This is a genomic window from Streptomyces sp. PTY087I2 (assembly GCF_001687325.1).
Classification (GTDB): domain Bacteria; phylum Actinomycetota; class Actinomycetes; order Streptomycetales; family Streptomycetaceae; genus Streptomyces.
Genome location: NZ_LZRD01000006.1, coordinates 209,985 through 229,405 on the forward strand (window position 1 = coordinate 209,985; position 19,421 = coordinate 229,405).

General features: G+C 71.9%; 17 protein-coding genes and 2 pseudogenes. 9 read left to right on the forward strand and 10 right to left on the reverse strand.

The window, feature by feature from the left end; translation table 11 throughout:
• Positions 1-95: 95 nt before the first annotated feature.
• Positions 96-1,859 (reverse strand): annotated as a pseudogene (locus A3Q37_RS08270) (SNF2 helicase-associated domain-containing protein); the annotation flags it as partial.
• Between the two features lie 260 nt (positions 1,860-2,119).
• Here A3Q37_RS08270 and A3Q37_RS08275 point away from each other — a divergent pair.
• Together A3Q37_RS08275 and A3Q37_RS08280 are read left to right on the forward strand one after the other, a co-directional pair.
• Complete coding sequence (locus tag A3Q37_RS08275; RefSeq protein ID WP_065479954.1) at positions 2,120-3,220, forward strand: acyl-CoA desaturase; 1,101 nt, start codon at positions 2,120-2,122, stop codon at positions 3,218-3,220.
• A 94-nt stretch (positions 3,221-3,314) separates the two neighbouring features.
• Positions 3,315-3,497: a membrane protein gene (locus A3Q37_RS08280; protein ID WP_006129405.1), complete on the forward strand. Its 183-nt coding sequence runs from the start codon at positions 3,315-3,317 to the stop codon at positions 3,495-3,497.
• 40 nt (positions 3,498-3,537) lie between these two features.
• On the opposite strand, the gene A3Q37_RS08285 is transcribed toward A3Q37_RS08280, so the two are convergent.
• Positions 3,538-4,482, reverse strand: coding sequence for a hypothetical protein (locus A3Q37_RS08285; RefSeq protein WP_065479957.1), 945 nt, complete (start codon positions 4,480-4,482; stop codon positions 3,538-3,540).
• Between the two features lie 216 nt (positions 4,483-4,698).
• Here A3Q37_RS08285 and A3Q37_RS08290 point away from each other — a divergent pair, with 216 nt between their 5' ends.
• A complete protein-coding gene (locus A3Q37_RS08290) occupies positions 4,699-5,604 on the forward strand; it encodes an oxygenase MpaB family protein (protein ID WP_065479960.1) in 906 nt (301 codons plus the stop codon).
• A gap of 169 nt (positions 5,605-5,773) precedes the next feature.
• Here the strand turns inward: A3Q37_RS08290 and A3Q37_RS08295 are convergent, their stop codons facing one another.
• The 5 genes from A3Q37_RS08295 to A3Q37_RS08315 all read right to left on the reverse strand — a co-directional run bounded on the left by A3Q37_RS08295 (position 5,774) and on the right by A3Q37_RS08315 (position 10,626).
• The gene (locus tag A3Q37_RS08295) at positions 5,774-6,379 is read right to left on the reverse strand and encodes a class I SAM-dependent methyltransferase (protein WP_065480259.1); all 606 of its coding nucleotides are present in this window, start codon (positions 6,377-6,379) and stop codon (positions 5,774-5,776) included.
• A 58-nt stretch (positions 6,380-6,437) separates the two neighbouring features.
• Entirely contained in the window at positions 6,438-7,013 is a 576-nt protein-coding gene (locus A3Q37_RS08300) for a TerD family protein (RefSeq protein ID WP_065479962.1), read from the reverse strand.
• A 162-nt stretch (positions 7,014-7,175) separates the two neighbouring features.
• Positions 7,176-7,340, reverse strand: a complete 165-nt coding sequence (gene tatA, locus A3Q37_RS08305) for a Sec-independent protein translocase subunit TatA (protein WP_065479965.1) — start codon at positions 7,338-7,340, stop codon at positions 7,176-7,178.
• Positions 7,341-7,412: 72 nt separating this feature from the next.
• Positions 7,413-10,268, reverse strand: a complete 2,856-nt coding sequence (locus tag A3Q37_RS08310) for an HAD-IC family P-type ATPase (RefSeq protein WP_107471508.1) — start codon at positions 10,266-10,268, stop codon at positions 7,413-7,415.
• Complete coding sequence (locus A3Q37_RS08315; RefSeq protein ID WP_065479970.1) at positions 10,261-10,626, reverse strand: metalloregulator ArsR/SmtB family transcription factor; 366 nt, start codon at positions 10,624-10,626, stop codon at positions 10,261-10,263. The genes A3Q37_RS08310 and A3Q37_RS08315 overlap by 8 nt, the downstream gene beginning before the upstream one ends.
• 315 nt (positions 10,627-10,941) lie before the next feature.
• Here A3Q37_RS08315 and A3Q37_RS08320 point away from each other — a divergent pair, with 315 nt between their 5' ends.
• Positions 10,942-11,601, forward strand: a complete 660-nt coding sequence (locus A3Q37_RS08320) for an ATP/GTP-binding protein (protein WP_218064547.1) — start codon at positions 10,942-10,944, stop codon at positions 11,599-11,601.
• A 25-nt stretch (positions 11,602-11,626) separates the two neighbouring features.
• On the opposite strand, the gene A3Q37_RS08325 is transcribed toward A3Q37_RS08320, so the two are convergent.
• The gene (locus tag A3Q37_RS08325) at positions 11,627-12,055 is read right to left on the reverse strand and encodes a PPOX class F420-dependent oxidoreductase (protein WP_065479973.1); all 429 of its coding nucleotides are present in this window, start codon (positions 12,053-12,055) and stop codon (positions 11,627-11,629) included.
• A gap of 140 nt (positions 12,056-12,195) precedes the next feature.
• Between A3Q37_RS08325 and A3Q37_RS08330 the strand changes: the two genes are divergently transcribed.
• From A3Q37_RS08330 to A3Q37_RS08340, 3 genes are all read left to right on the forward strand, one after another.
• Positions 12,196-12,609 (forward strand): roadblock/LC7 domain-containing protein, encoded by a 414-nt coding sequence (locus A3Q37_RS08330; RefSeq protein WP_065479976.1) that lies wholly within the window; start codon positions 12,196-12,198, stop codon positions 12,607-12,609.
• Positions 12,610-12,718: 109 nt separating this feature from the next.
• Positions 12,719-13,756 carry a DUF6397 family protein gene (locus tag A3Q37_RS08335; RefSeq protein WP_065479980.1) on the forward strand — a complete coding sequence of 346 codons (1,038 nt, stop codon included), beginning with the start codon at positions 12,719-12,721 and terminating at the stop codon, positions 13,754-13,756.
• Positions 13,757-13,795: 39 nt separating this feature from the next.
• The gene (locus A3Q37_RS08340; RefSeq protein ID WP_065479983.1) at positions 13,796-14,284 is read left to right on the forward strand and encodes a GNAT family N-acetyltransferase; all 489 of its coding nucleotides are present in this window, start codon (positions 13,796-13,798) and stop codon (positions 14,282-14,284) included.
• Positions 14,285-14,308: 24 nt separating this feature from the next.
• Here A3Q37_RS08340 and A3Q37_RS08345 read toward each other — a convergent pair.
• Positions 14,309-15,011, reverse strand: a pseudogene (locus A3Q37_RS08345) (histidine phosphatase family protein).
• A 246-nt stretch (positions 15,012-15,257) separates the two neighbouring features.
• Between A3Q37_RS08345 and A3Q37_RS08350 the strand changes: the two are divergent.
• Positions 15,258-15,908 (forward strand): LAETG motif-containing sortase-dependent surface protein, encoded by a 651-nt coding sequence (locus A3Q37_RS08350; RefSeq protein ID WP_065479986.1) that lies wholly within the window; start codon positions 15,258-15,260, stop codon positions 15,906-15,908.
• Positions 15,909-16,000: 92 nt separating this feature from the next.
• Here the strand turns inward: A3Q37_RS08350 and A3Q37_RS08355 are convergent, their stop codons facing one another.
• A complete protein-coding gene (locus tag A3Q37_RS08355) occupies positions 16,001-18,133 on the reverse strand; it encodes a SpoIIE family protein phosphatase (RefSeq protein WP_065479988.1) in 2,133 nt (710 codons plus the stop codon).
• Positions 18,134-18,316: 183 nt separating this feature from the next.
• Here A3Q37_RS08355 and A3Q37_RS08360 point away from each other — a divergent pair, with 183 nt between their 5' ends.
• Positions 18,317-19,420 carry an enoyl-CoA hydratase/isomerase family protein gene (locus tag A3Q37_RS08360; RefSeq protein WP_065479991.1) on the forward strand — a complete coding sequence of 368 codons (1,104 nt, stop codon included), beginning with the start codon at positions 18,317-18,319 and terminating at the stop codon, positions 19,418-19,420.
• The last annotated feature ends 1 nt before the right edge of the window (position 19,421 follow it).

Consider the following 19,421-nt stretch of genomic DNA (forward strand, 5'->3'; position numbering starts at 1 on the left):
GGTTGTGCGAAGCGGCGAGTTGGGTGGTGTTCCCGCCGCTGTGTGCGGCCCAGATGCCAGACCTCAACGACTCAACATGCTGACTTGACAGGGAAGATGAGCGTGATCGTCTTGCCGAGGCCCATGTCGTCGGCGAGACAGCCGCCGAGACCCAGCGAGGTCATGGTGTTCAGCCAGTTCAGCCCGCGCACCTGGTAGTCGCGCAGCGTCGCGGCGAGCGCCTCGGGCTGCCCGATCGACTGCTGGGCGGCGGATTCCGGATCGGCCAACCGGTCCCGCAACCGCTGGAGCCAGCCGGTCGCCGCCACCTCGACACGCCGGCCGCCCATCTCGGTCGAACCGGTCAGCACCGCGCTCAACGCGTCGATGGGGGTGACCTTGCGGTCCTGGGTCTCCCGGGCCCGGCGTGCCTCCTCGGGGTCGATGAGTACCCATTGGTCACGCAGCCGCACGATGGGCCTGGACGACTCGGCGAGCCGGTCCACCTCCTCGCGGGTCAGCTTCTGGTCGCCCAGGGCGAACCGCCAGTCGAACGAGAGCAGCGCGTCGGCGGAGAGGAACGAGGGTGCGTCCGCGGCTGTACGTCCCCGAGACTCGGCCCCCTCCCCGTCGCCCTTCCGGTCACTGAAGTCCCGGCCCGTGGCGTCCTGGCCCGTGGCGTCCCGGTCTGAGGCGTCCCGGTCGTCCGGGCCGATCACGGCGCGCGCCGTGAGCTTTCTGGCCAGTTCCTTGGGCCAGTGCACCTGCACACCGGCGGCCGCCAGGGCACGCGAGGCGGACCCCAGCAGCTCGGCGATCTCCTCGTCGGCCGGTTCCACCGCGTCCGGCACCGCGGCGGAGAGCAACGGCGCCAGCGGGGGCCAGGCGCGGGCGGCCCGCCGCAGGGTGAGGAGAGCGTCCATCCGGGCCCGCGGCCCGAACGCGGCAGCGGTCCGCGAGCCGCCCGTCCACAGCTCGGCCGCATCGGCGACGAGGGAGGGATCGCTGACGCTGTGGATCTGAAGCACGGCACGGAACGAGGGCGTGCCCACGTCCGTACCGGATCCGGAGCGCCCCGGTTCCGTACCGGATCCCGAGCGTCCCGCGCCCGGGGCGGTCTCGTGGTCCGCTTCCACTTCCGCTTCCGCGCCGCTCTGCCGCGCCGCGAGGCCCGACACCTCGATACGCAACGAGAGCCGTACGCCCGCGTCGTGACCGGCCGCCACATCGGCCGCCCAGGCCCGCCCCTCGGGCAGATGCTGGGGCTGCTGTGCGGAGAACGCGGGACCGGCGGCGGCGAACCCCGCGGCCGGGGTCCGGGGCATCGTGTCGGCCACGGCGTCGAGGAACGCACGCAGCAGGCGCTCCGGTTCGGGCAGCAACGGTTCACCACTGCCATCGGAGCCGCCTGATGTGGCGTCCGGGACCGGAGTCGCGTGCGCGGTCGGCGGCATCGACGCCGCCAGCCCCCGGACCCGTTCGAGGTCCTCCGCGTGCAGCGGTCCGATCCGCCAGGCGTCGTGGTCGGCGGGGCTCAGCCCGGGCAGCAGCAGGCCGCGGGCGACGAACTGGAGGGCGAGGAGCGCCCCCGCGCCCCAGAAGGCGATGGCGGGGGAGGCCTGCGCGTCGGCGCGTGCCCGGGTCAGGACCGGCAGAGCGTCCCGCACGGGGAGGAACAGCGCCGAAACCGTACGGGGCCGCAGGTCGGCATCGACCACGGTCAGCTCCGACACGATCCCGGCACTGGCGCAGGGGGTGTTACCGTCCGGGTCCCAGAACGCGATCATGCTGGTACGGGCCGGATCCGCGGGGACGAAGACCGCGGAACAGCGGGACAGTTCGGCGATCTCGGAGGGCTTTGCCGCAGGGTGCCTGTGCACAGGAATGGCTGATTCCTCAAACTTGACTAGTGGGCGGAGTCGCCGAGGGTACTCCACTTCACTCAGCGGCGGGCCGCTTGTTTGTGTGGCGTACGTCACTATTCCTGGTGGCCGGGTCTCGATGGTGCAGCCAGCCCCACCACCGGACTCGGGGGTCTGCCCCAAGAGGATCGGGGTGGTGGCTCCATGGCTCCGGTGGGCCCTCGATCCGTACGTTCGATGAGGTCAGCGCCGTAGAGGTTCCAGAGACCGGAGACGTCATGCCCCAGGCGACAGCCACTGTTGCGGATCCCGCCGACGAAAGCAGCGTCGACCAAAGGGACGCCGACGAAAGCTGCCCGGACCGTCCGGCCGACCCCCGCGACACAGCGGCCGGGAGCGACTTCGCGCCGCTGCTGCGTGCCGCGAGGGACCAGGGTCTGCTGGAGCGGCGCACGGACCGGTATGCGGTCGGCATCGCCGCCAATCTCGTGGCCCTCGGCGCGTTGGCCACCGGCTTCGTCCTGATGGGGGACACGTGGTGGAGCCTGCTCCTCACCCTGCCGCTGGCGGTCCTGTGGACCCGTACGGCCTTCTATGCCCATGACGCGGGGCATGCGCAGATATCCGCGGATCGCAGGACGAGCAGGCTGATCGCTCTCGTGCACGCCAATCTGCTCCTCGGTATGAACGAGGCGTGGTGGAACGACAAGCACATACGTCACCACGCCAACCCCAACCACATCGACAAGGACCCCGATGTCGGCGTCGGCGCCCTGGTCTGGACCCAGAAGCAGGCGGAGCGGCGCGAGGGCTTCGCCCGTTGGCTGACCAGGAACCAGGCCCGGCTGTTCTTCCCGATGCTGCTCCTCGAAGGCATCGCGCTGAAGATCTACGGATTCCGGTTCCTGCGCCGCCAGCCCCTCCGGGAGCGGGCCGTCTCGGCGCTCCTGCTCGCGGCGCACTTCGCCCTCTACACGACGCTGCTGTTCAGCACGCTGTCTCCCGGCAAGGCGATCGTCTTCGCCCTGGTGCTGCACGCGCTGTTCGGCCTCCACCTGGGCCTGGCCTTCGCCCCCAACCACAAGGGGATGGAGATGCCCGACCCCGACGGCGAGCGCTGGGGGCACCTCCAGCGGCAGGTCCTGACCTCGCGCAACGTACGGGGCGGCATCCTGACCGACTGGTTCCTCGGCGGACTGAACTACCAGATAGAGCACCACCTCTTCCCGAGCATGCCCCGCCCCCACCTGCGGCTCGCCCAGCCCCTGGTCAGGGCACACTGCGCCGGCGTCGGCATGCCGTACACGGAGACCGGACCGATCGAGTCCTATCGCCAGGCGCTGGCGCACATGCACGACGTCGGTGAGCCGCTGCGGTAGCGCGGGGCGCCGGGGAACACCGGCGGGGAACGTAAGGGAGCGCGGAGGCGTTCACACAACAGGAGCGGCGTCGGCCGCGAAGGAGGCGTGGACCATGTCGAATGGTGCGAAGGTCGCTATCGGGGGTGTCCTCGCGGCAGCCATCCTGTGGCCCCTGATCGGATTCTGGTGGGCGCTGCTGGTCGTGATCGGTGTGCCCGTGGCTGGCTATCTGCTGCTGGACCCGTCCCAGCGGAGCAGGCTCCGCAGGATCAACCGCAAGGAGATCGGCCGCTGACGCCAGGGCGTCGGCCTGTACGTCGCAGGGGACCGGGACGTCACATGCCCTGGGCGGCCAGCCCGTCCAGGGCCGTGAGCAGGCCGGGCAGCGAGGCTCCCCGGCCGACGGGAATGACCGTGCCCGGCTCCTCGTCCAGCAGGAACAGGGCGATGTCGTCGGTCCGGGCCACCATCGACCAGCCCGGGCCGTCGACACGCAGGGTACGTGCGTCGGCCGAGGCGTACGAGGAACGGATCCGCCCGGGAGGCGGCGGGGTCTTCGTATAGGCGGTCGCCTCCGACAGGGCCCTGCGGACACCGGGGTGCCGGGGGGACCGGGAAGGGCCGTTCCCCTGATCCCCTCCGGTGCCGCCAGCTCCTTCGGCGCCGTCATCCCCTCCGTTGTCGCTTCCCGCATCCGCCTCGGCGCCGCTCCCCACCTCATCCCGGGCGTCGCCGGCCCGCTCCCCGGTGGCGTCGGCCGGCGGAAACTGCGTGTCGTCGATCTGCTCGCGCCACGCCGACCACTGCGCGGCGATCTCGTCGGCGCCGAGCCGCCGCTGCGCCGGACCCCAGGCCTCCGCGTCGGGCGGGGCGAGGGGCGCCGGGCCCTCCCCGCCCGTATCCGGATCGTGCGGATCCGGGACGCCGGGCGCTGAGACGGCCAGGTCCATCGGCCAGCCCGGCAGGGCGCACACCATGGAGCGCTCGTCGGGGGAGAGGTCGTGCTCCATGCCGCAGTCCCACGCGGCGATGGCGACCGCCACCTGGGAGGCGTCCTCGACGACCACCGTCCACCGCGCCCCCTCACCGTCCTGCCCGAGGATGAGCCCGTAGCCCTCCTCGTACGGTTCGAGCGCGAGCGCACCGCACGCGGCCACATAGTCGTCCCCCAGCACACTGGGGAACCGCGAGGGCGTCAGCAGCATCGCGGTCAGCACCAGCAGCGCGTCGTCGGCGGCCGCATCCTCCGCACCTGCCACGGTGCCCTCCCCATCGCTCATCGCCTGCCCGCTCCTCGCCAAGTCCCGCGCTTCTCGGTCCGTCGTTCCCTGTCCGTCGGCGCACCCTAACTACTGGGTAACCCCCTCGTCGAGGGTCTGACGAGCAGGTGTGTACGGGAGCGGACCCGCCCCGTCCGGGTGCGGAGAGCCGAAGGGCGGGAGCGTGCGCGAGGTCTCCGCGTAAGGTTGGACGTCCGGCCGAACGAGGGGAACAGCATGGTGACGCGGTACGACCGGCTGAAAGAGATTCAGCGACTGGACCCCGAGCGGGACTTCCTGGAGATCTACCGTCTCACCGTCACGTACGAGTTCCCCTGGGACGTCACCCGCGCCCTCGAACTGGCCCTGTACCGCACCTATGCGGTGCCCAGCATCGGCCGACTCCTGGACGAGACTGCGGAGCTGACCGAGCGATCCCAGAAGCGTTACGACGACACCGCCCTGCTGCTCGACACGGTGGTGGAGCACGGCTTCGACACCGACGAGGGCCGCACGGCCGTCCGCCGGATCAACCAGATGCACCGCGGCTACGACATCAGCAACGACGACATGCGCTACGTCCTGTGCACGTTCGTCGTCACACCGAAGCGCTGGCTGGACGATTTCGGCTGGCGGCGCCTCTGCTGCCACGAGCTGGCCGCCTTCGCCGCCTACTACCGCACGCTCGGCGCCCGGATGGGCATCAAAGACATTCCGGAGACCTACGAGGACTTCGAGCGCACCCTCGACACGTACGAGGACAAGCATTTCGGCTGGGACGAAGGGGCCCGACGGGTCTCCGACGCCACCCTGGCGCTGATGGGCTCCTGGTATCCGGGGCCCCTCGCCCCGGTGGTGCGCGGCGCCAGCCTCGCGCTCCTGGACGACTCGCTGCTCAAGGCGTTCCGCTATCGCCGCCCGGGGCCGGTGGCCCGCGGCCTTACCCGGGGCGCGCTGCGGATGCGGGCCCGCGCCGTCCGGCTCCTGCCGCCCCGGCGAAAGCCCCACTACGCGCGCCAGAATCCCGAGATCAAGGGATATCCGGACGGGTACGAGGTCGCGGGGCTCGGCACGTTCCCCACGCCGGGAGTCCGCGGCTGCCCGGTCCCCGGCCACCGCCCGTCACAGACGCCCGCCGACTGACGGCGGCCGCTTCCGGCCGGTGCACAGCGACGTCGGGGCAGCGACGCGAACACGTGACCGCCCCATCCGCACGCGGCCGAGCCGGGGACGAGACGTGACCGCCTGGCCGCCCCCCCCGCCCGTACGCCGTCGAGTCGCGTCGAGGGCGTACGGAATCGGGCCGCCGGCCTCAGCTCTGCTTGACGGCGAGTGCGAGGAAGCGGTCGTCCTCGTCCGTGTAGGACTCCAGTCGCCACCCCGCACCGGCCAGCATCTCGCGCAGCCTGGGCTCGGCCCGCAGGTCGTCGTCGGTGATGGTGCGCCCCTGGCGCGCGGCGAGGGCGGCCCGGCCGATCGGATGGAACAGGGCCAGGACCCCGCCCGGCCGCACCACGCGCGCGAGCTCCGCCAGATCGGCCTCGGGCCGGGCCAGATGCGAGATCAGCCCGGCTCCGAACACCGCGTCCAGCGATCCGTCACGCAGCGGCAGCCGCGCGACATCGGCACGTACGAGCGTCCCGCTGGCTCCACGCCCCGCCCGCACCGCCGCCTCCAGCATGGCCGGGGTCAGGTCCGCGCCCAGCACCGTGCCCTCGCGCCCGACCGCTGCCCTCAGCGCGGGCAGCGCACGCCCCGTCCCGCAGCCCGCGTCGAGCACGGCATCGCCGGGACGCAGGCCGAGCAGGCCGGCCGCCGCCGCATAGGCGGGGCCGTCGTCGGGAAACCGGCTGTCCCAGTCCGCCGCACGCGGGGTGAAGAAGTCCAGGACATGGGTGTGGGTGTGGTCGTCGGTCATGAGGACATGCTCGCGCACCCGGCGGGGGTGCGCGAGTGCCGCAATCCGGGCCGCGCGGTCAGACGTTGACCCCGTAGTCCGAGGCGATGCCCGCCAGGCCGGAGGCGTAACCCTGGCCGACCGCCCGGAACTTCCACTCGGCTCCGTGCCGGTACAGCTCGCCGAAGACCATCGCCGTCTCGGTGGAGGCGTCCTCGCTCAGGTCGTAACGGGCGAGCTCGACGCCGTTCGCCCGGTTCACCACGCGGATGAACGCGTTGCGGACCTGGCCGAAGCTCTGGCCCCGGCTCTGGGCGTCATGGATGGAGACGGGGAACACGATCTTCGCGACCTCGGCGGGCACCGACGACAGATCGACCTCCACCGACTCGTCGTCGCCCTCGCCCTCACCCGTCAGGTTGTCACCGGTGTGGCGGACGGAACCGTCGGGGCTGTTGAGGTTGTTGTAGAAGACGAAGTGGCTGTCGGAGAGGACCTTGCCCGCCGCGGAGCACAGCAGCGCACTGGCATCCAGGTCGTGATCGGCTCCGGTCGTGGTCCGTACGTCCCAGCCGAGTCCGACCGTCACGGCGGTGAGGCCGGGGGCCTCCTTCGACAGGGAGACATTGCCACCCTTGGCCAGGCTCACACCCATGAATTTCCTCCAGTCTTGGGTCGGTCCGCACCGGTGATCCGGAAATCCGCGGCTTCACCGCATCCGAGTCCGGTGATCGGCGCCGTTCTGCTGTCACTTGTCACTTTTGTTGGCCGTTACCCGTTACAAACGCTCAGCGCGTCACTTCGGGTTCCCGCATCGTCAGGGCTTGCTCTCGTCCTTCATCGCCCTGGCCTCGCTCTTGAGGATGCGCATGGACTTGCCCAGCGCGCGGGCCGTGTCCGGCAGCTTCTTCGAGCCGAAGACGGCGATCACGACAACCGCCAGGACCAGCAGGTGCCAGGGTTCCAGACCGTTGCGCAGCATTCCGGCCCCGCCTTTCTCTCCGTACGGGTCTCTCCGCGGCAACAACAGTTGCCGCATTGCGCAACTGTACAACTAGCGAGTGCGGCCGGAGCGGGCGCCCCACGACTCCCCGACGCGCTCTGTGGCGGCGTCGGGCGCATCGGGCAGATGGCGGCGCTCGTAACGTCGGCGGGCCGCCGTGAGTCCGACCGCGTACAGCCCCAGGACCGAGCCGAGCAACAGGTAGTAGAGGAGCGGCAGGGCGCTCATGCCCAGCAACGGCCCGAGCGGGGTGAGCGGAAGGGCGACCCCGACCGCCGCGAGACCCGCGGCGGCGGCCCGCAGCGGCCCGCCCGCCCGGCGTTCGGCGGCACTGCGCCCGGTCCGCAGCAGGACCATCACGAGGGCCTGGGTGAGCAGGTTCTCCGTGAACCACCCGGCGTGGAACGCCGCCTCCCCGCCGTCCCCGGACGCGTTGTGGAGGGCGAGCGCGAGCACCCCGAAGGTGGCGAGGTCGGCGGCCGCGTTGAGCAGACCGAAACCCGTGATGAAGCGCAGGAAGTCACGCGGCCGCAGCGCGGTCGGCCTCCGCAGGACCGACGCCGGCGGGCGGTCGAACGCGAACGCCAGCTGTGCCGCGTCGAAGCAGAGGTTCTGCACCAGCACCTGCGCCGGGAGCATCGGGAGGAAGGGCAGCATCAGCCCGGCCGTCAGCATCGCGATGACGTTGCCGAGGTTCGACGAGAGGGTGATCCGCAGATAGGCGGCGATGTTCCCGCTGCTGCGCCGCCCCGCCACCACCGCACGGTCGATAGCGGTGAGGTCCTTCTCCGCCAGGACGACATCGGCCGCCTCCCGGACCACGTCCACGGCGTGCCGGGGGCAGATGCCGACATCGGCGGCGTGCAGGGCGGGGAGATCGTTGACGCCGTCGCCGAGGAACCCGGTCGTGCGACCGCCGGCGCGCAGGGCCGAGACGATCCGGGCCTTGTGCTCGGGGGTGCAGCGCGCGAACACGACGGCCCGGTCCGCCACCCCGACCAGTTCCGCGTCCGACAGGGTGTCCACCAGCTCGGCCGTCACCACGTCGTCGTGACCGGTCCGGCCCTCGGGGCGCAGACCGAGGTCCGCACACACCCGGGCCGCCGTGCCCGGATGGTCGCCGGTGAGCACCTTGACGCGTACACCCCGCCGCGCGAGCACTTCGAGCGCGTCGGCGGCGCTCAGAGCCGGCACGTCCCGCAGCGCCACCAGGCCCAGGAATGTCAGCCCCCGCTCGTCCGCAGGGGTGTACGCGCCCGCCCGGGACGCCCGGTCGGCCCGGGCCACGGCCAGCAGGCGCAGCCCGGACGCGGCCTTCCGGTCCGCCAGGGCGAGCAGCCGGTCACGCTCGTCCGCGTCCATGGCACACCGGTCGAGCACGGCCTCGACGGAGCCCTTGGTGACCAGGGTGTGAACACCGAGCCGGCCGGGCCGCCTGACCACGGCGGTCGCGACGCGGCGCACCGGATCGAAGGGCAGCACGGCGACGCCCTCGTACGCGTCCGGATCCACGGCCCCGGCGGCGGACGGCCCGCACGTGTCGGCAACGGACGGACCGTCCGTGCCGGCGACGCCCGGAACCGCCTCGCCGGGCGCGTCGGCTACCCCCGGCACCCTCTTGTCGAGCGCGCCGCCTCCACCCGGCACCGCCCCATCGAGCGCTTCGACGGCGTCCAGCACCGCTTCGTCCAGGGCGTCGGCGGCGGGCAGTTCCGCCAGCTGGAGCGTCCACAGTGCGTTGACCGCCGCCCACCGCAGTACGTCCGGATCGGGCCGGTCCCCACCGTCGGTCGCCGCTGCGACGACCGGCCGGTCCTCGGTGAGCGTGCCGGTCTTGTCCAGGCACAGCACATTGACCGCTCCCAGGTCGTGCAGCGCCGGGAGCCGTTTGACGATCACTCCACCGGTACGCGCCAGCCGCGCCGCGCCCCGCGCGAGTGCCGTCGTGACGATGACCGGCAGCATCTCCGGGGTGAGCCCGACCGCGACGGCCACGGCGAACGGCAGCGTCTCCAGGCCCCGGCCGCGCAGCGCCGCATTGGCCATCAGCACCAGGGGCGGGGTCAGGAGCATGAAACGGATGAGGGTCCAGGAGATCCCCCGGACCGAACGGTCGAAGGCGCTCGCGCCCCGCTGCCCGGCCCGGCCGTCATGGGCGGTGGCGAACCGGGTCTCCCCGCGGGTGGCCACGATCACCGCCGTACCGCTGCCGGAAGCGACACTGCTGCCCTGGAAACACCACTGCGGCTGTGCGAACGGTCCGGCCCCGGACAGCGCCGGGTCGGCGACGTCGAGGGCCTGTTTGACCACCGGCGCCGACTCCCCGGTGAGGGCCGACTGGTGCACGGTGAGCCCGTCGGCGCGCAGCAGCTGCACATCGGCGGGTACGAGATCGCCCGGCCGCAGCCGGATCACGTCCCCCGGCACCAGGTCGCCGACCGGCACCTCCCGTTCCCGGGGAGGGGAGTCGTCCGAGGCGCGCCGCACCACGGTCGCCGTGGTCGCCACGAGTTCGCGCAGCGCCGCGGTCGACCGGTCGGCGCGGTGCTCCTCGGTGGAACGGAGCAGACAGCTCATGGCGACGAGCGCCAGGATGACGCAGGCGGTGCCCCAGGCGGTGACGAGGGCCGACACCAGACCGAGGCAGAGGAGTACGGAGGTGAAGGGGTCCCGGAGGCTGCGCAGGAAGCGGCGGGGCCAGGGCACGGGCCGCCGGGCGGGCAGCACGTTCTCGCCCGTCCGGGCGAGCCGGATCTCGGCTTCTGCCTCCAGCAGCCCGCGCGGTCCGCTGTCGAGGGCGCGCAGCGTCTGGAGAGGAGTGGGCACGGTGCCGGGGAGTGGTGCGACGGAGGCCGGTGCGCCGAGGGCGACGCGTCCGGGGCCCGCGGCGGGACTGCTCTCAGGCACCGAGTTCACGCAGGCGGACGGGCTCCTGGGACGGGTGCCCGGCGCGGGCGGCCAGCTGGCCGACCATCAGCCGGACGACCGTCACCACATCGGGATCGTCGACCAGATAGACCTGCCGCCGCCCCTCACGGCGCGACCGGACGAGACCGGCCAGCTTCAGCTTCGTCAGATGCTGGCTGACCGAGGGGAGCGTCCCGCCCACCCGTTCGGCGAGCCCCGTCACATCGCTCTCGCCCTGGGCCAGGGCCCACACGATGTGCAGCCGTGCGGGTGTCGCCAGGAGCCCGAACGCCGCAGCGGCCTCCGCCAGCACCTCCGCGGGCGGATCCTGGAAGCCGCCGCCGGAACCTGTCGACACGCTCGCATCCCCTCGTCCCCGGGCCCGCCGGCACGGACCCGACACCGTTGCCCGTTCTGGACGGCCGAAAAGACCAGTGTAGGGGCCGTCCCGGCGGGCCTGGCCGGCCTCCGGCCCCTCCAAGAGAGACGCACAAGGGAGATGCGATGAGGTCGAGATACGGCAAGGAGCGACGGACACGAAACCTCATCGGTCAAGAACGATCAACCCACTCGAACGAAGCCGAACGGTTGTCATGCTGTCCGCCCGACCGGATTCCTGAAGCCCGAAGCGACCCGTGAAGCCCGCCGCGAGCCCTGAAGAGAGAAGGGACGCATGTACTCCGAGTCCAGCGACAGCGACGAGAACCCCCGTGCCGCCCGCCGCACCCCCGCGAACGTCGGCAGGACCATGATCGGAGAAGACATCGCGCTCACTCTGAAGATCGTCGTGGCGGGCGGCTTCGGTGCCGGGAAGTCGACGCTGATCGGCTCGGTCAGCGAGATCCGCCCGCTGCACTCGGAGGAGACGCTGAGCGAGAGCGAGGCGGAGGCCGAGTGCGGGCCCGGTGGGGTGGAGCGGAAGACCAGCACGACCGTAGCGATGGATTTCGGCCGTATCACCATCCACTCCGGCCTGTCGCTCCTTCTGTTCGGCACACCGGGCCAGGACCGCTTCCGGTTCCTCTGGGACGAGCTGAGCGAAGGCGCCCTCGCCGCCGTCGTGCTCGCCGACACCCGGCGCCTGGAGGACTGCTTCGCCGCCGTCGACCACTTCGAGCGCAGGCGGATTCCGTTCGTCGTCGCCGTGAACCGCTTCCCCGGCGCTCCCGACCATACGGAGCACGATGTCGCGCGGGCGCTCGACCTCGACGGGGGCACGCCGGTCGTGCTGTGCGACGCCCGCGACCGGGCCTCGGGAAAGGAAGTCCTGATCCGTACGGTCGAGTATGCCGGGCGCATGCACACCGCCCGGCTCCTCGCCTCCGTGGGCTGACGGCCCGGCGCCCCCGGCCCCTGCGTCAGTCGGTCAGGTCGGCCATCGCGACCACCTTGTCGATCCGCACCCGCACGATCAGTTCGCCGGGCACCCCGTTGCGCCGGCCGAACTCCTCGGCGGCGTCGGCCGGCACGTAACGGCCAGCGATCCGGGTCGCCCACCGCAGGAGTTCCCCGGGGTCCTCGCTCAGCTCGGCATGTCCCTGGACCACCGCGAACGCGTACGGCGGCCGGTCGTCGTCGATGCACAGGGCGACCCGGCCGTCACGTGCGAGGTTGCGCCCCTTCACGCTCTCCTTGCCGGTGTTGAAGACCACCGAGTCGCCGTCGAGAAGGAACCAGACGGGCGCGATGTGCGGACGGCCGTCGGCCCGCACCGTCGAAACCTTCGCCGTGCGGGTTCCCTCCGAGAGGAAGGCCCGCCATTCTTCATCGGTCATGTGGTGTGCCATGGGCCCATCCTGAGCCCGAACCCGGCATGGCGCGAAGCGGCACCCCGGGCGATGAGGGGCGCTTGCCCCCACGGGACCGTTGCGCGAGGCTTACGCGCGTAGCGGGGAACGGGGAACGAAGGTACGGGGAGGACGAGCACATGCCGCTTGACCGGGGACTTGACTGGCTCCTTGACGATCTCACCAGCAGGGTGCAACACATACGGCACGCGTTGGTGCTGTCGAACGACGGACTGGTCACCGGCGCCAGCACCGGCCTCGTACGTGAGGACGCGGAGCACCTGGCGGCCGTCGCGTCCGGCCTTCAGAGCCTGGCGCGCGGATCGGGGCGTCACTTCCGGGCGGGCCGGGCCCGCCAGACGATGGTCGAGTTCGACGAGGCGCTGCTCTTCGTGACGGCCGCGGGCGACGGCAGCTGCCTGTGTGTGCTGACCGCGGCCGAAGCCGACGTCGGCCAGGTCGCCTACGAGATGACCCTGCTCGTCAACCGGGTCGGCGAACACCTCGGAGTCTCCGTCCGGCAGGGCGGACCAGAAGGTGTCGAACCCTTCTGACCTGCATTTTCCGCCGCAGCTGACGAGTTATCCACAGGGCTGACGGGCGATGACTCCCTCGGGCTACCGTGATTACGGAGAGTATTCGATCCGACGGGGGAGAACAGTCATGACAGTCAAGGAAGTACTCCGGGCGCACACCGGGACCCAGGAGAACGCGAGCGCTCGGACGCGGGGCGAGGGCGGGCCCGCTTCGCCCGTGGCCCCGGCGGCGACGGTCGCGGCCGGGCGGGCGTCCCAGGAACTGGGTATCCGGCGTGCGGAGTTCGAGCTGGCGGTGCACCTGGGGCTGATCGCCGTCGTCGACGCACCGGGCGGCGGGCGACCACGGGTGCGCGAGGAGGAGATCGCGCGCCTGCGGGAACAGCCGGGCTTCCCCGACGCGCTGGTGGAGCGGGTCCGCACCGTCGGTACGGCGCAGGGGGCGGCCCTGCTGGACATCGCACCGGCACGGTTCACCCGGCTGGCACGGGCGGGCTGCATCTCACCGGTCACGTTCTATCTGAACCGGTATCGCGCGGTGGTCTGGCTCTATCTCGCGGACGAGCTCGCCGCGTTCGCGGCTCGGGAGCCGGAGCTGCTCGCCGGACGGACACCGCCGGGGATGCGCGCGATGCTGGAGTCGGGCGCCGACTGGCGGGCCCGCAACTGGCGCTCGCAGCGCATCGACCGGCTGCTGGACCGCACCACGGATCCCTGGGTGCGAACGGCGGTCCAGGCGTCGGCGCTGGACCCGGTGCAGCTGGCGGAAGTGGTCGACGACCCCTATGAACGCGCCTATCTCGTACGGGTCCGGCCCGAGCCGGTCTTCGGACGCCCGGGGTCCATGGCGGCGAGGGAGGCGATGGCGGAGCTGATGCTCGCCGACGACCCCGACGAAATCCTCTGGCGGCGGGTCAACCTGACGCTGGAGCTGGACAACGCCCGCGAGGACCGGCCCGCCCCGCGCCCCGGGGACGACGGGGAAGCCCGGGCGACACCGCCCGCCCGGACCGGAGCCCGGCCTCGGGCCGTGCGTCCGACGCCTGCCGCCGAGCCGACGACACCGCCCGCCGATACCGGGGCGCCAGGTCCCGCCGCGGTGGGCCGAAGGACGGGGAAAGGGCTGCTGGCCAGGCTCGGGTGGCGAGGCCGGGGCGGCGGATAAGCCTTCGCACCGATCGCTCGGGTGGGTCATCCTGTCCGCATGTTGATCAGGGAAGCCACCTCCGAGGACTGGCCCGCCATCTGGCCGTTCTTCCAGACGATCGTCTCCGCGGGCGAGACGCTCACCTATCCGCTCGACCTTGCGAAGGAGGACGCCGAGGGATGGTGGTTCGTCCCGGCGCCGAGCCGAGTGGTCGTCGCCGTCGACGAGGCGGGGACGGTGCTCGGCACGGCGAAGATGAACCGCAACCACATGGGCAACGGGTCCCACATCGCCAGCGCCACCTACATGGTCGACCCCGCTCACTCCGGCCGGGGCGTGGGGCGCGCACTGTGTCAGTACTCGGTCGACTGGGCCCGCGCGGAAGGGTATCGAGCCATGCAGTTCAACGCCGTGGTCGAGACCAACACGCACGCCGTCAAGCTGTATCGGTCGATCGGCTTCGACGTGATCGGCACCCTTCCCGAGGGCTTCAACCACCCGACCGAGGGCTATGTGGGGATCCACATCATGCACAAGGCCCTGTGACGACGCACCAGAGAGGAGCGGCGATCAGGTGGTGGGGTGATCCGGTGCCGTCCCCAGCTCCGGGCCCGGCAACGTACGACCCGCCGGGCCGCCGTCCGCCGCGCCGCTCGCGGTGACCTCCGGGACCACCGTCCCGGCCCAGGACAAGGCTGTCCACCCCGAGTCCGTGGAACCCTCGACCACCACCACACCCGTGTTGTCCAGGCCGTGCCGGGCGGCGAAATCGACGGTGACGTTCCCTGCGCGGGCGGCCGCCCACACGCGGATGGCGGCGCCATGGCTGACGAGCGCCACCGTCCCGTGCCCCTCGGACTCCGCCGCTTCGGCCACCACCGCGTCGAAGCGGGCCAGCGCCTCCGTCCCGTCCTCGCCCCCGGGCACCCGACGGGCCAGGTCCCCGGCGGGCCAGGCGAAGACGGTCGTCAGGAACTGCCGGACCGCGGCCTCGTCGGCCCGCATCTCCAGGTCACCCGCCGACAGTTCCCGGATCCCGTCACGGATCCGGACCTCGATCCCCCGCTCCGCGGCCAGGGGCGCGGCCGTGAGTTGCGTACGCGTCAGCGTGGAGGCGTACAACGCGGCGATGTCCTCCCCGGCGAGCGCCCCGGGCAGGGCCGCCGCCTGCCGCAGTCCGAGGTCGGTGAGGCCGGGGCCGGGGTGCGCGGTGTCCAGGAAATGGCCGAGGGTTGGACGGTGTCTGGCCGTGACGGATCAGCAGCAATCGCATAGAACGGGTCATGCTCCAGGCTCGGGCGCTCGGGCGGCGGCAATAGATGCACATCCCACCCTCTCATTCGGCCACCGCCGGAGGACAGCGCGAAGGAGGTCTGCCCGCCTTGCCAGAAGTAGCGGGGATATGCCCGGAGTTGGTGCGGCGGATTACGCACGGGGCGACTGCGCCGTTCCGGGGCGATGGCAGTACTGTGCGCCCCACCGCCATTCGGGCGATGAGAAGTATCTGGAGGAAGAATCCATGACCATACCCAGGAGATCGTGGCGTGGCGCGGGAGCACTCGTGGCCGCTGCGGTCGTCGGTCTGACCGGAGGCGTCATCTCCGCCGGTCCGGCCGTCGCTCACACCCCCACCTGGGCCGTGACCTGCTCCGAGGTGACCGTCGACCTCACCAACTACACGAGCGACGTTCCCAACACGGTGACCGTCTCGGTGGACGGCAAGGACCTGCTCCCCACCGAGACCTTCGGCCGTGAGTTCCACAAGAAGCTGGCGCTTCCGGAGCACGACAAGCCGGTGACCGTCCGACTGGTCGTCAAGGACGCCGACGGCGACGGCAAGCACTCCATCGACCAGTCGAAGACGGCGGAGGTGTGCGAGGGCGAGCCCAGCCCGACGCCGAGCGAGCCGAGCCCGAGCGAGCCGGCCCCGAGCGAGCCCGCCCCGTCGGAGACGCCGTCCACCGGGACGCCCGAGCCGAGTGCCACGCCGAGCGACGAGCCCTCGGAGTCCGCGCCGGCCGTGCCCGCCCCGAGCCCGAGCTCGCCGGACCTGGCCGAGACCGGTTCGTCGTCGGCGACGCCGGTCATCGGTGGCGCCGCTGTCGCGGTGCTGCTGGCCGGTGGCGGCATCCTGTGGGCCGTCCGCAAGCGGCGTACCGTCCAGGGCTGACGCCCCGCGACAGCCGCGGCCGAGGCCGTACGAGCCGTGGTCAGGGGGTGTGTCGCATCACCGCGGTGATGCGACACACCCCCTTTCGCTCCTCACTCCTCCGCGAGCGTCGGCGGTGGCGTGGTCGCCGACGGGGGAGTGGGGCCGATCTCGCACCAGACGGCCTTGCCCTCGCCACGGGGCTCGATCCCCCACCGGGTGGCGACCGCGTCGAGCAGAAGCAGCCCCCGGCCGGAGGTGGACGTCTCGCCCGGTGTACGCCGGCGGGGCCAGGCGCTGGACCGGTCCTGGACGGACAGCCGGATCCGCCGCACCGGTTCGGGCAGCACCTCCAGGGTCAGGACGGCCCCGCCCTCGGTGTGCAGGAGCACGTTCACCAGCAACTCGCCCGTGACGAGCTCCGCATCGTCGGCGAACTCGGCCATGTCCCAGTCGGCGAGGGCCTGGCGGACGATCGCGCGGGCGTCCGAAAGCCCTTCCGGGTCCGCCTGGTGGATGTACTGGTGGAGCCGAGGCGCGTGCGACGACCCCACGTCCGGGCTGCGGCGCAGCACCAGGAGCGCCACATCGTCGCCCGAACCCCACCGTTCCCACAGCCGTTCCGACAGATGATCGGCCAGCGCCTCGGCCCCCGCGGGCCCGGCGCTCACCTCGTTGCGCAGCGCGTCGATCCCGGTGTCGAGGTCGGCTCCGGGCTCCTCCACCAGCCCGTCCGTGTACAGCACGAACGTCTCACCGGGCACCAGATCGAGCCGGGTCTCCGGATACTCCTCGTCCAGGAGGTCCGTGGAGGTGCCCAGCGGCAGCCCGCCGCGTACCTGCGGGCTGCCGACCCGCCCGTCCGCGTGCCGGATCAACGGGCCGAGATGCCCGGCCCGTACGACCTTCACCGTTCCGGACGCCAGGTCGACCTGGGCGTACGTACAGGTGGCGAAGCGCTCGGTGTCCAGCTCGGAGAGGAACCGGGAGGCCCGTGCCAGCACGGTGGCCGGGGGATGCCCCTCGGAGGCGTAGGCGCGCAGGGCGATGCGCAACTGGCCCATGATCGCGGCCGCGTGGGTGTCGTGCCCCTGGACGTCGCCCACGACCAGCCCGTACCGGTTCTTCGGCAGGGTGATCACGTCGTACCAGTCGCCGCCGACCTGACGGCCGCTCCACGCGGCGTGGTAGCGGACCGCGATCTCGCCGCCCTCGACGTCCTGTATCCGGGGCGGGAGCATCGCGGACTGGAGCTGGGTGGCGAACTCCCGCTCCTCGTCGAAGAGCATCGCCCGCTGGAGGGACTGGGCCACGATCGCGGCGAGCCCCAGGCACAGAATGCGCTCGTCCGCGTTGAAGACCGTGCGCTCGCGGTAGAAGAGGGCCAGAGCGCCCAGCGACCGCGCCTGGGCCACCAGCGGGAGATACGCCGCGGCGCGGAACCTGAGCCGGCCGAGATGCGGCTCCAGCTCCGGGTAGCGACGGGCCAGCGCGGCGAGCGAGGTGATGAACCGGGGGCGTCCGCTGCGGATGGTGTCCGAGAGGGGAAGGTTGCGGTCGAGGTCGCCGGAGCCGAGCCCGTCGAGCACTTCCAGCGATTCCCCGCTCAGGGCGACGATGTTCAGCGCTGAGTTCTCCACGAGCCCCAGGGCGAGGCCGTCCGCCCCGAGGCGGGCCAGTCCGCCCGGTCCGGTGAGGGCGGCCGTCACATCGTCCACGGTCACCGCGCGCGACATGGCACTCGTTGTTCGTTCAACGATATTGGTCTGCCGCTGCCGCCGCTTTTCCAGATCGAGCACGAAGGCCGAATGGGTGACCTCCGCCGTCGCGTCCCGGACGACCCCCACGATCCGGTGGGCCATTCCGTCCTTCGAGCGCAGAATGCGGGCCTGGACATGGGTCCACTGCGTGGTCCCGTCGTCCAGCGGTACGCGGAAGTGGACGCTGAAGGAATTGCTCCCGCCGGTGATGGCCTCGTCGATCGTGACGTCGAGCCGGGCCCGTTCCGCCGGTTCCAGATGCTCCAGCAGGGCCCCCGGCCGATCGTCGAACGTCGCCGGATCCACGCCGAACACCATGAGCCCGGCCTCGTCGATGTCCAGGGTCCGGGTGTCCAGATCCCAGTCGAAGCTGCCGGTCCGGTTCATGGCGAGGCGCTCCGTCGGCCGGATCTCACCGTTGGTCTTCCGGTCGATCCGGCGGAGCGGAGAAGCTTCGGCGTCCTGCCGCCGTTCGTCGTCGGTCATTCCTGCTCCGGAGGTCGTCCGGCGGGTCCGGGCGTCGGCGCATCCCGTCGTCCCCAATTGTCGAGCCCCGGTCGGCGGAGTGCCACAGCGGCCGATCAGGGGGCCGCGGAACGGTGGCCGAGGGCCGTCCGCGACCATGGACGCGTCCCACGTGTCCACGAGCCCAGCGAGCGGAGCGCACGCATGAACGACGACCGGCCCGTCCTGCTGGAGACGAGGGGCACCCGCATGCACCTCACGCTGAACCGGCCCCGGGCCCTCAACGCCCTCAGCCACACCATGGTGCGACTGCTCGACGAGGCCCTGGCCCGGGCCGAGCGGGACGAGGCGATCCACTCGGTGCTGCTGTCCGGGGCGGGCGACCGGGGCCTGTGCGCCGGGGGCGACATCCGCGCCCTGCACGACGACGCCCGGGCCTCGGGACGCGCCTCCCTGGAGTTCTGGCGCGACGAGTACCGCCTCAACGCCCGCATCGCCCGCTTTCCCAAGCCGTACGTCGCACTGATGGACGGCATCGTGATGGGCGGCGGGGTCGGCGTATCGGCCCACGCCGGAATCCGTGTCGTCACCGAACGCTCACGCGTCGCCATGCCCGAGACCGCCATCGGCTTCGTGCCGGACGTCGGGGGCACCCGCCTGCTGGCCGCCGCCCCCGGCGAACTGGGCACCCATCTGGCGCTCACCGGCCGCTCCGTCGGGGCTGCCGACGCCGTCCTCTGCGGCCTCGCCGACCACCACGTACCCGCCCGCCTCCTGCCGGACCTGACCGAAGCACTGGCCGAGCCGGGCACGTCCGTCGCGGACATCGTCCAGCGGTTCGCCACCCCGCCGCCCGTGGGCGAGCTCGCCGCGCAGCGCGACTGGATCGACGCCTGCTACGCGGCGGACACCGTCGAGGACATCATCCGGAAGCTGCGCGGGAGCGGTGTCCCCGAGGCGGAGACGGCGGCGGACGAACTGCTGACCAAGTCGCCCCTCGCCCTCAAGGTCACGCTGGCCTCGGTCCGCCGCGCCGCCCGGCTCGACAGCCTGGAAGCCGTCCTCGACCAGGAGTTCCGGGTCTCCAGCCGGGCGTTCGAGCACCCGGACTTCGTGGAAGGCGTTCGCGCCCGGATCATCGACAAGGACAACGCCCCGCAGTGGAAGCCGGGCTCCCTCGCCGAGGTCGACGACCAGGAGGTCGCCCGGTTCTTCGCCCCGCTCGGCCCCGGCGAACAGGAACTCGGCCTTGCCCAGGCGCCTGCGGACATCTCCGCAGGGGAGGGACAGGACGGACAGGGCAGGTAGG